Source organism: Rhodococcus sp. H36-A4 (assembly GCF_027158005.1).
Lineage (GTDB): Bacteria > Actinomycetota > Actinomycetes > Mycobacteriales > Mycobacteriaceae > Rhodococcoides.
Map to the genome: position 1 here is coordinate 112,427 of NZ_JAPVLQ010000004.1, position 13,244 is coordinate 125,670.

Here is a 13,244-nt window from a genome sequence, read left to right on the forward strand (position 1 = left end):
GAGGTGGCGGATACTGCCTGCCGAAAGGCCGACTGCGCTGGTCGCCCGTGCTACTGGCCCCCTGCGATCGCTCCAGTGGTATCCAGCGCGTTGATACTGGTCGCCGCGTAGCTCTGTCCCTCCGGAAGATCCTCTATGTACGGGACGACTTGCTCTGCCAATTCAGCCACCGAGAAACTCCCGTTCGCAGCCACGAACTTCTCCTGCACGACAGGTGGTGCCATGAGCGCGACCATGTCGCCGTAGACGATGAAGACCTGGCCGTTGACCTTCTCAGCGGCCGGGGCGGCGAGGAACGAGACGCACGTGGCGACCCGCTCGGGGGCCATGATGTCCAGACCGTCGCGTTCCGTGCCCTCGCCGAAGACTGCGGCCGTCATCTCGGTGCGAGCGCGCGGGCAAATCGCGTTCGCCGTCACCCCGTAGCGCGATAGCCCACGGGCGGTCGACAGCGTCAACGCAACGATACCGGCCTTGGCCGCAGCGTAGTTGGCTTGGCCGGCCCCACCCAAGAGGAACGCCTCCGACGCAGTGTTGATCACACGGCCGTACACCGGTCCGCCAATCGCCTTCGAGGCTGATCGCCAGTGCACAGCTGCGGCGCGGGAAACCGATGCATGTCCCTTCAAGTGGACGGCGATCACGTCGTCCCACTGCTTCTCGGTCATGTTGAACAGCATCGTGTCGCGCGTAATGCCAGCATTGTTGACCACGATGTCCAAGCTGCCGAAGTTCATTACCGCGGCCTCGACGAGTCGCTCTCCGAGTGACCAATCACTTACGTCGCCGAGCACAGCGACGGCCCGACCGCCCGATGTCTCGATCTCGCGCGCTACAGCTTCGCCCGCTGGGCCGACGTCATTGACCACAACGCTTGCGCCCAGTGCTGCCAGGCCCAACGCTTCGGCCCGCCCTAAACCCGACCCTGCCCCGGTAACGATGGCAGAGCGGCCTGAAAGATCGATGTTCTGCATGCTTTGTCCTCTTGCTGGTAATAGACCATTGGTCTCGGAGCCACTTATGTCTTACGGCCAACCGCAACGTGGGGCCTAGCGTCTACGCGACCCTGTCCGGGGCGAAGCCTCGGTGGGCGACGTCCTGAGATGCCCCAGCGCCATCCAGCGGCGCAGCAAGTTCAGTTGGCATTCATCTTGACGATAGTAGCCATCGGCGGTAACGAAGTTGAGAGCTGTTTGCTCGTAGCCACTCATGCCGAAGTTGGACGGTCATCAGTTCGTGCGCACGCCTCCGTCCGGATGCTATCCGTAGGATTTCGTTTATCCCTCGGCATCCCACTGTTTTTGGTAGCCTTCTGCTGCTACAAGACAATCAAGCGCTTGATCAAGTGGAAATCACGTGATGGACCGCCCCGAACAAGCTGGAGGAGCACGATGCTATTTCCTGGCAAACGACGATTTGGCACTATTGCCATCGCCACCATGGCCAGCGGCCTGTTACTCGTAGGCTGCACGAGTAATAGCGACAACGACGGCTCTGGTTCGACCGACGCCCAGTCCGCGCCCGGGTCTATCGGCATTGTCGGCGATCAAGGCAAGGGCGGCGATCCGGTTGAGGGCGGCACGCTGAGCTTCGCCGGCTACTCCCCAGTCTCCACGCTCGATCCCGCCAAGACCCAGCCCGCGGGTTCCACGGGCGGCACCGAGATGGCGGCGGTCTACGACCTACTTGTCCGCTACGACGCAACCACCGAAGCCTTCGAGCCGCAGTTGGCGAAATCACTCGACGCGAACGACGATGCGACGGTCTGGACCCTGAAGCTCCGTGACGGCGTCAAGTTCAGCGACGGCACCCCGCTCGACGCCGAAGCCGTCGTCGCCAGCACCAATCGCTTCAACACGAATCGCGGCGGCAACAGCCAGGCGTTCACCGCCGGCGTCAAGTCCGTCGAGGCCACCGACGCTTCCACCGTGACCTACACGATGAACCAGTCATGGACCGAGTTCCCCTCCATGCTCGCCTTCGGCCACGGCATGATCGTCGCCGCCGGCTCGGATCAGCCAGACGGCACGTTCAAGCCGATCGGTGCCGGCGCGTACACGATGGAGAGCCTCACCCCCGGTGCCGACCTGGTACTTCAAGCCCGCGAGGACTACTGGAACGGCAAACCTAACTTGGACACCCTCAAGTTCGTAGCCATCAAGGATGACCAACCCAAGATCGACGCGCTCAACAGCGGGGGCATCCAGATGGCGTTCCTCATCAACGACGACGCCGTGGACACTGCCATGGCCACCCTGCCCGGGTACCTCGAGACCGTCAGCCTCGGCAACTCCGTTGTGCAGATCAACCAGCGCGAGGGCCGTCCCGGTGCCGACGTACGGGTGCGCAAAGCGATGCAAATGACCATCGACCCAACCGTCGTCGACACGCGCGCCAAGAACGGTGAGGGCATGCCCGGCACCGAGATGTTCCAGTCCTGGTCCAAGTGGCACAACGACATCGCCCCTGTGCCGCTGGATACCGATAAGGCGAAGGCACTCGTCGACGAGGCAAAAGCAGACGGCTTCGACGGGAAGATCACGTACTTCACAACTCAGACGCAGTCCGGACAGGCCACGGCTCTTTCCATTCAGGCGATGTTGCAGCCGGTCGGTATCGACGTGACCATCGAATACGGCGCATCGGTCACCGATGTCGTCAAGCGCCTTTACGTCGACAAAGACTTCGATATTTCCACCGGCTCGTACAGCATCGCGGATCCAGCCCCATTCACGCGCCTGTACAGCGCTTTGAACAGCACCTCGAGTAACAACATCATCGGAGTCAACGACCCGAAGATGGACAAAATCCTGAGTGATGTCCAGACAGCGAAGGATGACGATGCGAAGCGCGCGGCACTAGCCGACCTGCAGACCGAGGTCAATTCGACGGCTCCGTTCCTGCCGCTCGCGGCTGGTCACAGTTTCGTGCCATGGACCGACAACGTCTACGGCGTAGTCCCGTCGCTCGATGCCATCATGTTGCTCGACCAGGCATGGATCGAATAGGGACCCCGAGGACACTTCGAATTCGTGCGCCTTCGTAGAGAGGGTAGGGACTGCCCCGGTGCGGTCGACGGAGAGTCGACTGAACCCGGGGCAGTCCCGTTGGCACCTGTGGTCGAGTTGTCTCGGTGCATATGCCGCCGTCGCGCTGACCGCGCACCGTTTTTGGTAACCGGGGCCGGTTGTTCTCGGAAGAGCTTGGGAGTTCACTCGATAAAAAAGGTGTTCACTCACCCCGGCGATAACTCGTTCACTCACACAGCAGAGAGAACTCGGTCAACTCCGAGCGCGGTTTGTCGAGCGCTCGGTGCTGCGCTAACCCGAACCGCCCCGGCGGTCACATTCAGGGCGCGCCCCGTGTACGGCCCGTCATTCCCCACCACGCGCAAGTCCGACAGGGGGATCGACACGCCACACAGATTGGCTTCGATCGTCGTCGACCCGACGTATTCGTTGGGGACGTCCGGTGCCCGACCTCCACGTTCTGGTGCCGTTTCGTAGACAAACCACATCGTTCGAACACAACTTGAAATAGTCCCGCTCACATACCTCGAAGCTTGTCGAGGTCGCGTCTCTCGCGTTTGGTCGGTCGGCCTGCGCCGCGGTCTCGCCGCGGTTGCGAGGCGAGAACTTCCTTCGGCGGTGGCGGTGGGCTGCGGTCGATCATGCATTCCGCCACGACACCGGCACCGACACGTTTGGCGATTGCACGCGTAACCACAACGATCTTCTCGGCGCCGTCGACTCGCAAGCGGATCTCGTCGTCAGGACCGATACGTTGCCCTGCCTTGGCTGGGGTGCCGTTGACGCGGACATGACCGGATCGGCAGGCTGCCGCAGCAGCCGACCGCGTCTTGAACAGGCGGACCGCCCAGACCCAGCTGTCGACCCGCACACTCTGTGTTTCGACCATCGACAACACAACCTACATGTCGAGTCCGAGGTCGAGAACCGTCACCGAATGGGTGAGACCCCCGACCGCAAGAAAATCGACACCGGTCTTCGCGTAATCGTGCGCTACATCCAGGGTGAGTCCACCCGAGGACTCGAGCTTGGTGTGCGGTGAGAGTTTCACGCGTCGCTGAACCGCCATCTGGGTTTGCCACAACGCGAAGTTGTCGAGTAGCACCAGTTCGACGCCCTCGGCGAGTACTGCGTCCAACTGCTCGAGGCTGTCGACCTCGACTTCGCAGTCGATATCGGGCGCGGCAGCGCGAACTGCCTGCAGCGCGGCGACTATCGAGCCCGCAGCGGCGACGTGGTTGTCCTTGATCAGAGCAGCGTCGCCGAGGCCCATGCGATGGTTCACTCCTCCCCCGGCGCGGACGGCGTATTTCTGCAGGGCACGAAGACCGGGCAAGGTCTTGCGGCTGTCACGGATCTTCACGTCACTGTCTGCGACCTCGGCAACCCAAGCCGCAGTCGTAGTTGCGATGCCGGACAGATGGCACATCAGATTGAGCATCGTCCGTTCCGCGGTCAGCAGAGAACGCGTCGGCGCTGTCAAGCTCAGAACCGACTGTCCGGCTTCGACTTCGGTTCCGTCTGCAACTCGATCGACGAGCTCGTATGCCCCTTCACCGATGACCTCGTCGAGGACGAGCAGCCCTACGTCGATCCCGGCCACAGTTCCGGCCTGGCGGGCGACGACGGATGCCGACGCGACGGCGTCGGCGGGGACGGTCGCAATGGTGGTCACATCCGGCCCGTAGCGCAGGTCCTCGTCGAGGGCGGTTCGGATGAGTGCACGCACCTCGTGTGGGTCGAGTCCCTGTTCGGTCAGTGCGCTCACTGTCAACTCACTCCTGTCATGGCCGGTGGCCGTATCTTGTTGGAGGACGACACGAATTCGAGTGAACCGTCCTCGGCCCGACGAATTCGCGTGCTGTGCCGCAGTGCGTCCGAAGGTGCTGGATGGTCCCTGCGGGTATGGCACCCACGACTCTCGGGTCGAGCAGATGCTGCCTTCACCACTGCGGACGCGGTCACGGTCAGCGCTGCATCCTCGATAAGAGTGACGACATCGTGCGACCGTGCGGTGTCCAGCCATGCCAGGTCCACTGCCGAGCCCAGCACGGACGCCGTGTGGGCCAGGCCGTTTTCATCACGGACAACTCCCACGTGCTCGGTCATCAGAGCCTGTAGATCGCGCCGCGGCACTGTGCGCATCGACGGCAGGATTGGTTCGGCATCGACGCGGGGGCTGCCGAGTCGTTCCAGGGCTGCAATTCCAGCACGTCTGCCGACGACCAGTCCCTCGAGAAGACTGTTCGATGCCAATCGGTTTGCGCCGTGAAGACCGGTTCGCGCCACCTCGCCGGCAGCGAGAAGTCCCGGCACAGTTGTGCGGCCCCACACATCGGTGACGATGCCACCGCAGGAATAGTGCGCCGCGGGGGCGACTGGAATCAGGTGCTCGACGGGATCGATTCCGGCTGCAAGGCACGAGGCGGTGACGGTAGGAAACCGTCTGGAAAACCCGGGGATCGCACGTGCGTCGAGCAGGACATGGTCGGTACCGGTGATACGCAGTCGTTCGGCGATAGCTCGCGACACCACATCGCGTGGAGCCAGGTCCCCGAGCGGATGGAGACCGTCCATGAACCGGATGCCGTCGAGATCGACAAGGTGCCCGCCCTCGCCGCGTACAGCTTCACTGACCAATGGTCGTCGTCCCTCCGAACCTGGAGCGAACAGCACCGTCGGGTGGAACTGTACGAACTCCAGATCCGACACTTGAGCACCAGCGGCGAGCGCGAGCGCAATTCCGTCGGCAGTCGAGCCCGGCGGGTTGGTACTGCACGAGTACAACTGGCCCACACCACCAGTGGCCACCAGTACGGCAGCGCAATGGATCACGCCCATTCCCTCGGCAGAGGATGCGAGCAGTCCGCTGACCTCGCCTCGCGCCGTGAGCACGGACACGGCAGCAGTGCCGAACAATACAGGTTGACCCGAGACATCAAGTGCCCGTTGCACTTCGGCGCCAGTCGCATCGCCTCCCGAATGAATGATCCGACTTCTCGAGTGTCCGCCTTCGAGTGTCCGCGCCACCGTGCCGTCGGCACCTCGGTCGAAGACCGCACCCAATGCTTCCAACGCCGCTACTGCGTCGGGACCCCCGGAGACGATGGAACGAACCGAAGGCTCGTCGCACAGGCCTGCTCCGGCCACGCAGGTATCGGCAACGTGATCGTCGATGGAATCACCGGAGGCGTCCGAAGCTGGGACTGCGATCCCGCCTTGGGCGTACTGCGTCGCCGTGTCCGCCGAACCGCCCTTGCTCACGGTGATGACGCGCAGTCCCCGCCGGCCGGCTGCAATTGCTGCACTGAGGCCCGCGACGCCACCGCCGACCACCACGAGATCGGCCGAAGCCTCCCACGTGATCGAGACCGGCGTGGTCCCTCCCCCGAAGGACAGCGTCACTCGCCGCCGCCAGAGTTACCGATCTCGATCATCCGTTGTACCGACTTGCTCGCGGTGTGTGCGGTCTCGGGATCCACATGCACTTCGTCCTTACCTTCGACGAGGCAGCGCAGCAATGCAGCCGGGGTGATCATCTTCATGTACCCGCACGATGCTCGATCGTTGACTGCCTGAAAGTCGACGTCCGGCGCTGCGCGCCGCAGTTGATGCAACATCCCGATCTCGGTTGCAACGAGTACCTGCTTGGCCCCGGTAGTGCGCGCGGCGTCGAGCATCCCTCCGGTGGAGAGAATCTTGACCTTGTCCGGCGTGACGAAACCTTCACCTGCCAAGTAGAGAGCCGATGTGGCACAACCGCATTCGGGGTGGACGTACAGTTCGGCGTCAGGATGCGTTCGAGACTTCTCGGCGAGTTCGTCACCATTGATGCCGGCATGGACATGGCATTCGCCTGCCCAGATGTGGAGATTCTCTCGGCCGGTGATCCGCTTGACATGCGCACCGAGAAACTGGTCCGGCAAGAACAGAATTTCACGGCTCGGGTCGATCGATTCGACTACCTCCACGGCATTGGAGGAGGTGCAGCAAATATCGGTCAGTGCCTTGATCTCTGCGGTCGTGTTGACGTAGGACACGACGACGGCGTGCGGGTAGTCGGACTTCCACTCGCGGAGCTGGTCGGCGGTGATGGAGTCCGCAAGCGAGCAGCCGGCACGCTGATCCGGAATGAGGACGGTCTTGTTCGGGCTCAGAATCTTGGCAGTCTCTGCCATGAAGTGCACGCCGCAGAAAACGATCTCGTCTTCTGGAACTTCCGCGGCCAGACGCGAGAGTGCCAGTGAATCTCCGACGTGATCGGCGATGTCCTGGATGGCGGGAACCTGGTAGTTGTGAGCCAGAATGGTGGCTCCCCGCAGGCGCGCAAGCCGTTTGATCTCGGCCGCCCACTCCTGCGTCGGCTCCACGCCGCCATATCCTCCCGGTCCGTCGACGATGTCGGACACTCCAGCCCAGCTCGATTCCAGCTGCATGGAACCGCTCATTGTCGACACATCGACCGTCGCAGCAGTGGCCGTAGAGCCTTTGGTCTCGTAGCCGGTTGCACTGCTCGCCATGGCGGTACTCCTTCGCCGATTATCCGGCCCGAAAAGTCCGGATTTCCTATGATGGGGTTTTCGACTTATGATCGAAAACATGATTCATCGTAGCACCGTCCACGAAGTACTCATCGCGGTGTTCCAGGTTCGGACCTTCACCGCAGGCCAGAGCCCCGAACTCGGAGTCCTGCTGTGGCAGCGCGCACTCGAGCCGGAGTTGGGTTCGTGGTCGCTTCCCGGCGGTGTCCTCGAATCCGACGAGGATCTCCCCTCCTCCGCTCGTCGCCAGCTCGCCGAGAAGGTCGACGTCCGAAAAGTCGCCCACCTCGAACAATTGTCCGTCTTCAGCGACCCCGATCGGGTACCCGGAGACCGACGGATCGCCTCGACCTTCCTGGGCCTGGTCCCGATCTCCACGGACCCGAAACTGCCGGTAGACACCGAGTGGCATCCGGTCGCGCGGCTTCCCGACATGTCCTTCGACCACCGGACCGTCATTCGACACGCACGAACCCGATTGGTAGCGAAACTGTCCTATACCAACATCGCATTCGCGCTTGCGCCAGTCGAATTCGCTATGTCCACGCTGCGCGAGATATACGCCGCTGCCCTCGACTACCAGGTGGATGCGACAAATCTCCAACGCGTGCTCGGGCGTCGAAAAGTGCTGGAGGCGACGGGCAAGACCTCACCGTCCGGCAAGGCAGGAGGTCGCCCACCCGCTCTCTACAGATTCGCCGACGCTTCCTTGCGCGTCACCGACGAGTTCGCCGCTTTACGTCCGCCCAGTTAGATCAGAATGTTCGTCGTTCCATAGTGGACCTCGGGCTCTGTTTCCGTCCTCGGCGACAGAATTCGCACTGGGCTCTGATTCCTCGTCGTCCAGCGTGAATCGAAGATTGTCGTGCGGGTTCATCGCTGCAAGTAGCAGCACGACGAACGAGGTCGCCAGTGCCTGCACGATCAGCACCAGCGGAGATTCCACGCCTGCAGCCCGCGTGACAACGGATCCGACGGCGGGATCGTCCGGTCGGCTGTGCAGGATTCCGGAGATCCACACCCCGAGGCTCAGCGTCGTTGCCGACCCCAGGAAGGAACCGAGCACCAACCCTAGGGCCATTGCCGGGCCGCGGCGCTCGGTCCACATCCAGAATCCGACCGGGAGAAGTACCCCTGCGACGAGGGTGATGCACAAGAAGATGGCGACCGAATCGAACCGGTGCAGACTCTCACCGGTCAGCGGCGCACCCCGTCCGGGCGCGAGAACGACGAGATGTTCTGCCGGGGCCAGAAGGGCCCAGCACACGCCGGCGAGTGCTCCGACCCCGACAGCAACGGCGACAGTTATTGCCAAGATCCGGAACCGAGGTATCGGTGCCGCGTCACCGTCGAAGGCGCCGCGGTCCGATTCCATCGTCGATTCCACTGGCCCTATCGCCTTCCCGAAGTCGCGGAGTCGTTCGATCCGTGACGCGAGCACTTCGAGGTCCATCCGTCCGGACGAATCTGCACGACCATGCGTCGACCACACTCGGCGCAGAACCGTGGCGGTTCCAGACCGAGCCGAGCCGCCTCGGTGACGGTCTCGTCCACACCGGGCACCAGCGGCTTTCCCGTGTGCAGGCTGTAGCGCTGATCGGTAGTCACGCCTCCACCTTAGATGGTCGAGTTCAAGGCTTTGATCGGCATCCGAAGCTCGCCGAGGAGATCCAGATCTTCCTCCGCAGGCCGTCCCAGAGTGGTCAGGTAGTTGCCGACGATCACGGCATTGATGCCGCCGAGAATGCCCTTTTGCGCGCCGAGGTCACCCAAGGTGATCTCGCGCCCACCGGCGAATCGCAGAATCGTCCTTGGCAGAGCCAGTCTGAATGCGGCAACAGCCAGGAGCGCCTCGGACGGTGGTAGTACGTCGAGGTTTCCGAACGGAGTTCCCGGTCGCGGATTGAGGAAGTTCAGTGGCACCTCGTCCGGTTCCAGGGCAGCAAGATCCGCGGTGAACTCCGCTCGCTGCTCCAGCGATTCCCCCATCCCGAGAATCCCTCCGCAGCACACCTCCATTCCTGCCGCTCGCACCATCTCCAATGTGCCCCAGCGCTCTTCCCACGTATGGGTGGTGACAACCTGCGGAAAATACGAGCGGGCAGTTTCGAGATTGTGGTTGTAGCGATGAACTCCCATCGCAGAAAGCTGATCGACCTGCTCCTGGGTCAACATGCCGAGCGAGCAGGCGATGTCGATGTCGACTTCGTTGCGAATCGCCTCGATGCCTGCTGACACCTGAGCGAGCAGTCGCTCATCCGGACCACGAACTGCAGCGACGATGCAGAACTCGGTGGCTCCGGACTTGGCCGTCTGTTTGGCAGCCTCCACGAGGGAGGGAATGTCGAGGCGCGCAGCGCGAACCGGCGACTCGAACAGGCCTGACTGCGAGCAGAAATGGCAATCCTCGGGGCAACCGCCGGTCTTGAGACTGATGATCCCTTCGACCTCGATCTCGGGACCGCACCAGGCCATTCTCACCTCGTGCGCCAGCGCCAGCGCTTCCTCCAACCGTTCCTCCGGCAGCCGAAGGATCTCGAGCACCTGACTCTGCGTAAGCCCCTCACCGTTCTCGAGCACTTGCGCACGCGCCCTGTCGACAATGTCGGACTGCACAGATATCTGGGTCACGAACTACTCCTTCGGTCGCACGAGCATAATTGAACACCGTTCAAGTTGAACGGCGTTCAGGTTATGCTGGCGGTCGGATACTGTCAAAGCCGAACCGAAGAACAGGAGTGCCGAGTGCAACTGCGAAGAGCGGACGTCCTCGACGGCGCGATATCGATCCTCGACGAATACGGGCTCGGCGATCTGACGATGCGCAGGTTGGCAACGTCTCTGCACGTCCAACCCGGCGCGCTGTATTGGCACTTTCCCAACAAGCAGACACTCCTCGGCGCGATCGCCGATCACCTTCTCACCGACGTCGATGCACCCCCGACCCGTACCGGATGGGATGAGCAGGTGCGCGAACTTGCCCACCGCCTACGCGATGCCTTGCTTTCACGTCGAGACGGCGCCGAACTGGTTGCCGCGACCTATGCATCGAGACTGACTACCAACCGAGTTCGCGAGCGCATCGCCGCAGTCTGCATCCGAGCAGGTTCGAGCCGCAGCGACGCCGAGCTCACTGCGGACACGCTGCTGTATTACGTACTTGGCCAGACTGTCGACGAGCAGTCACGTATGCAGATGGACTCCGTCGGCGCCCTCACCGAAGAAGCGTCCCCGCTGTTCGAAAGTCCTGATTCGACAAGCAGATTCGAGTTCGGACTGGGCCTTTTCATCGACGGAGTACGGCACAATCTAGGTGCCTCTGCGCGGCTCTAGCCGCCGAAGACGGCCCCTAGTCCGGCGCTGTTGCCCGCACTGGAGGCAAACGGATTGTCGTGCACCATGTACGTCCATGTCGACGTCGGACGTTGCAGACCCGCATTGTCGAGATCGATTCCCTCGGACGTGATCTCGGCCGTCTCGAACGTCACCTGAGCTTGTTCCATCGCCTTGTCCGAGACGGTCTTGAACGCCTCGACTGCGATTCGGTGATATTCGTCCAATGGATTCTCTCGACCGAGTGCGCGCAGGTGGATACTCTCGCGTACATCGGCGAGGTGTGCCAAGTAGTCCGACCACGCCCGGTCCAGATGGAACAGCACGATTCGACGGGACACGACGACCAGTGTGTCCTCCGATACCTCGGCGCGGAGCTCCGAAGCACGTTCGGGTGCAGCGGAAGTGAGAAGCTCGAGCGCTTCAGTGCCAGCGAGCAGCGTCGCACGTCTACGGTCGAGGATGTCGCGATGCGCAGCGGTGAGCTGGTTGTACCGCCACGTGCGTGAATGCACTTCGAGCATCGTGCCCTCGGCTATCCGCTGCGCATGATCGATCTTTCCGGCAACACCCGCCGAAGTGATCAGCCCGGTGTCGTCGTGCTTCCTGGGCTGCTCCTTGGGTCCGATATTCGCCGTCACGACGTCGTCCTCCCAGCTGGAGAAGAACACCGAGCGTCCCGGATCGCCCTGGCGGCCTGCGCGGCCACGAAGTTGATTGTCGAGCCTCTCGGTCGTGTGCCGACCGGTTCCGACCACGAGGAGCCCGCCGAGTTCGGCCACTCGGTCCTTGGCGGCTTTCGTATCGGAACCGGGTCCACCGAGCTTGATATCGGTTCCTCTTCCGGCAATCTGAGTCGACACTGTGACCGCTCCGATCACGCCGGCAGCCGCGATGACGCCGGCTTCCTCGGCGTCGTTCTTCGCGTTCAACACGACGACCGGAACTCCCTGCTTTTGAAGCTGCTCGGCCAGGTCCTCGGATTCGGCAACGTCGTGAGTGCCGATGAGAATCGGTTGTTCTCGCTCGTGAACCTCCTTCACGAAGGCCACCACCGCCGCATTTTTGTTCGAGGCAGTGTCGTAGACACGGTCGGGCTCGTCGATTCGAATGTTCGGCTGGTTGGGCGCAATCAGCGAGACACCAAGCCCGTAGAACTTCTTGAGCTGTTCGCCGGCGGCCAGCGCAGTACCGGTCATTCCGCACACCGTCTGATATCTACCGATCAGAGCCTGCACGGTGATCGTGTCGAGAATCTCCCCAGTCTCCGTCGGCTTCAGTCCTTCCTTGGTCTCCACCGCAGCTTGGAGGCCGTCCGGCCACCGTTGCAACTCGGCAACGCGCCCACGAGAGGCATTGATCAACTGGACCCTCCCGTCCCGGACGATGTAATGCACGTCGCGCTGGACCAGCACCTGAGCGTGCAGCGCCACGTTGACCGCAACCAAGGTGGTCCCGACGTGCTCCTCCGAGTACAGATCGATGTCGCCGAATTCCTTCTCCAACCGGGCTGCGCCCTCGTCGGTGAGAAAGACGTTTCTGCTGTCGGCATCGGTGTCGAAATCGGTGCTCTCCGTCAAACCTCGAATGGCCTCGAACACCTTCGACGTGGGCACATCCTTCTGTACCGATCCTGCAAGGACCAAGGGAACGAGTGCTTCGTCGACGAGTACCGAATCGGCCTCGTCTATCAGCGCGACGTCAGGAGTCGGCGCTACCAGATCGGCGATGTCGTCGACCAGATGATCACGAAGAACGTCGAATCCGATCTCGTTGACCGAGGCGTACGTGACGTCACAGGCATATGCCTTTCGTCGTTCCTCGGACGTCGAGGACTCGGTGACCGACCCGACCGTCAGCCCCAGCATCTCGTACAACGGTGCCATCCAGGCGGCGTCGCGTCGGGCGAGGAAGTCGTTGATGGAGATGACATGCACACGACGGCCGGAGAGCACATAGCCGCCTGCCGCGACCGCGCCCGCAATCGTCTTTCCCTCACCGGTTGCCATCTCGACCACGTCGCCCGCCATCATCCGGACGGCCGCGAGCAGCTGAACGTCGAAAGGCCGCAGCTCGACGGCACGATCGCTCGCTTCACGAACGAGCGCCAGGTAGCGCGGAGCGTCGAGGTCTTCGCTTCTGTCGACGCGAAGCGATGTCGCCGCCGCGGTGAGCTCGGAGTCGGTGAGACCACGCGCCCAGTCCTCGTGTTCGGACGCCAGGTCCACCCGACTTCTGGAGCGAGCTTGACCCTTCTGCGCCGAACGGCCGAGTACTCGCCAGAGTCGATCAGAACCCAATGCCATCTACCAATCCCTACTTGCGAAGAAAAATCAACGGT

At 62.5% G+C, this 13,244-nt stretch carries 12 protein-coding genes; 3 read left to right on the top strand and 9 right to left on the bottom strand.

Annotation, left to right across the window (positions count from 1 at the left end):
• Nucleotides 1–50: 50 nt before the first annotated feature.
• Nucleotides 51–974, bottom strand: a complete 924-nt coding sequence (locus O1W68_RS12390) for a 3-oxoacyl-ACP reductase (RefSeq protein ID WP_269303942.1) — start codon at nucleotides 972–974, stop codon at nucleotides 51–53.
• A 465-nt stretch (nucleotides 975–1,439) separates the two neighbouring features.
• Here O1W68_RS12390 and O1W68_RS12395 point away from each other — a divergent pair, with 465 nt between their 5' ends.
• Entirely contained in the window at nucleotides 1,440–3,008 is a 1,569-nt protein-coding gene (locus O1W68_RS12395) for an ABC transporter substrate-binding protein (RefSeq protein WP_269303944.1), read from the top strand.
• Nucleotides 3,009–3,546: 538 nt separating this feature from the next.
• Here O1W68_RS12395 and O1W68_RS12400 read toward each other — a convergent pair.
• The 4 genes from O1W68_RS12400 to nadA are packed head-to-tail and all read right to left on the bottom strand — an operon-like array spanning nucleotide 3,547 to nucleotide 7,465.
• The gene (locus O1W68_RS12400; protein ID WP_084346750.1) at nucleotides 3,547–3,918 is read right to left on the bottom strand and encodes an RNA-binding S4 domain-containing protein; all 372 of its coding nucleotides are present in this window, start codon (nucleotides 3,916–3,918) and stop codon (nucleotides 3,547–3,549) included.
• 12 nt (nucleotides 3,919–3,930) lie between these two features.
• Nucleotides 3,931–4,797, bottom strand: coding sequence for a carboxylating nicotinate-nucleotide diphosphorylase (nadC, locus tag O1W68_RS12405; protein ID WP_269303947.1), 867 nt, complete (start codon nucleotides 4,795–4,797; stop codon nucleotides 3,931–3,933).
• Nucleotides 4,798–4,799: 2 nt separating this feature from the next.
• Complete coding sequence (locus O1W68_RS12410; RefSeq protein ID WP_269303949.1) at nucleotides 4,800–6,434, bottom strand: L-aspartate oxidase; 1,635 nt, start codon at nucleotides 6,432–6,434, stop codon at nucleotides 4,800–4,802.
• Complete coding sequence (gene nadA, locus O1W68_RS12415) at nucleotides 6,431–7,465, bottom strand: quinolinate synthase NadA (protein WP_269304498.1); 1,035 nt, start codon at nucleotides 7,463–7,465, stop codon at nucleotides 6,431–6,433. Before nadA ends, O1W68_RS12410 begins: the two co-directional genes overlap by 4 nt.
• Nucleotides 7,466–7,628: 163 nt before the next feature.
• Between nadA and O1W68_RS12420 the strand changes: the two genes are divergently transcribed.
• Entirely contained in the window at nucleotides 7,629–8,324 is a 696-nt protein-coding gene (locus tag O1W68_RS12420; RefSeq protein WP_269303951.1) for an NUDIX hydrolase, read from the top strand.
• On the opposite strand, the gene O1W68_RS12425 is transcribed toward O1W68_RS12420, so the two are convergent.
• The 3 genes from O1W68_RS12425 to bioB are packed head-to-tail and all read right to left on the bottom strand — an operon-like array spanning nucleotide 8,307 to nucleotide 10,201.
• Complete coding sequence (locus tag O1W68_RS12425) at nucleotides 8,307–8,945, bottom strand: DUF2567 domain-containing protein (RefSeq protein WP_269303952.1); 639 nt, start codon at nucleotides 8,943–8,945, stop codon at nucleotides 8,307–8,309. The two genes, O1W68_RS12420 and O1W68_RS12425, sit on opposite strands and share 18 nt — an antisense overlap.
• Before the next feature lie 17 nt (nucleotides 8,946–8,962).
• On the bottom strand, nucleotides 8,963–9,178 hold the full coding sequence (gene bsaP, locus O1W68_RS12430; RefSeq protein WP_136172058.1) for a biotin synthase auxiliary protein BsaP: 216 nt from the start codon (nucleotides 9,176–9,178) through the stop codon (nucleotides 8,963–8,965).
• A gap of 9 nt (nucleotides 9,179–9,187) precedes the next feature.
• Nucleotides 9,188–10,201, bottom strand: coding sequence for a biotin synthase BioB (gene bioB / locus O1W68_RS12435; protein WP_269303954.1), 1,014 nt, complete (start codon nucleotides 10,199–10,201; stop codon nucleotides 9,188–9,190).
• 114 nt (nucleotides 10,202–10,315) lie between these two features.
• On the opposite strand from bioB, the gene O1W68_RS12440 reads away from it, so the two are divergent.
• Nucleotides 10,316–10,903, top strand: a complete 588-nt coding sequence (locus O1W68_RS12440; RefSeq protein ID WP_269303956.1) for a TetR/AcrR family transcriptional regulator C-terminal domain-containing protein — start codon at nucleotides 10,316–10,318, stop codon at nucleotides 10,901–10,903.
• Here O1W68_RS12440 and secA2 read toward each other — a convergent pair.
• Nucleotides 10,900–13,209, bottom strand: coding sequence for an accessory Sec system translocase SecA2 (secA2, locus tag O1W68_RS12445; protein WP_269303957.1), 2,310 nt, complete (start codon nucleotides 13,207–13,209; stop codon nucleotides 10,900–10,902). The genes O1W68_RS12440 and secA2 overlap by 4 nt on opposite strands.
• Nucleotides 13,210–13,244 lie beyond the last annotated feature (35 nt).

What these genes read in the sequence shown, in the direction of transcription:
- O1W68_RS12400 (WP_084346750.1), bottom strand. Translation starts at nt 3,918, where the DNA reads ATGGTCGAAACACAGAGTGTGCGGGTCGACAGCTGGGTCTGGGCGGTC.
- O1W68_RS12395 (WP_269303944.1), top strand. Translation starts at nt 1,440, where the DNA reads ATGGCCAGCGGCCTGTTACTCGTAGGCTGCACGAGTAATAGCGACAAC.
- O1W68_RS12390 (WP_269303942.1), bottom strand. Translation starts at nt 974, where the DNA reads ATGCAGAACATCGATCTTTCAGGCCGCTCTGCCATCGTTACCGGGGCA.
- O1W68_RS12425 (WP_269303952.1), bottom strand. Translation starts at nt 8,945, where the DNA reads ATGGAATCGGACCGCGGCGCCTTCGACGGTGACGCGGCACCGATACCT.
- O1W68_RS12420 (WP_269303951.1), top strand. Translation starts at nt 7,629, where the DNA reads ATGATTCATCGTAGCACCGTCCACGAAGTACTCATCGCGGTGTTCCAG.
- nadA (WP_269304498.1), bottom strand. Translation starts at nt 7,465, where the DNA reads ATGCAGCTGGAATCGAGCTGGGCTGGAGTGTCCGACATCGTCGACGGA.
- secA2 (WP_269303957.1), bottom strand. Translation starts at nt 13,209, where the DNA reads ATGGCATTGGGTTCTGATCGACTCTGGCGAGTACTCGGCCGTTCGGCG.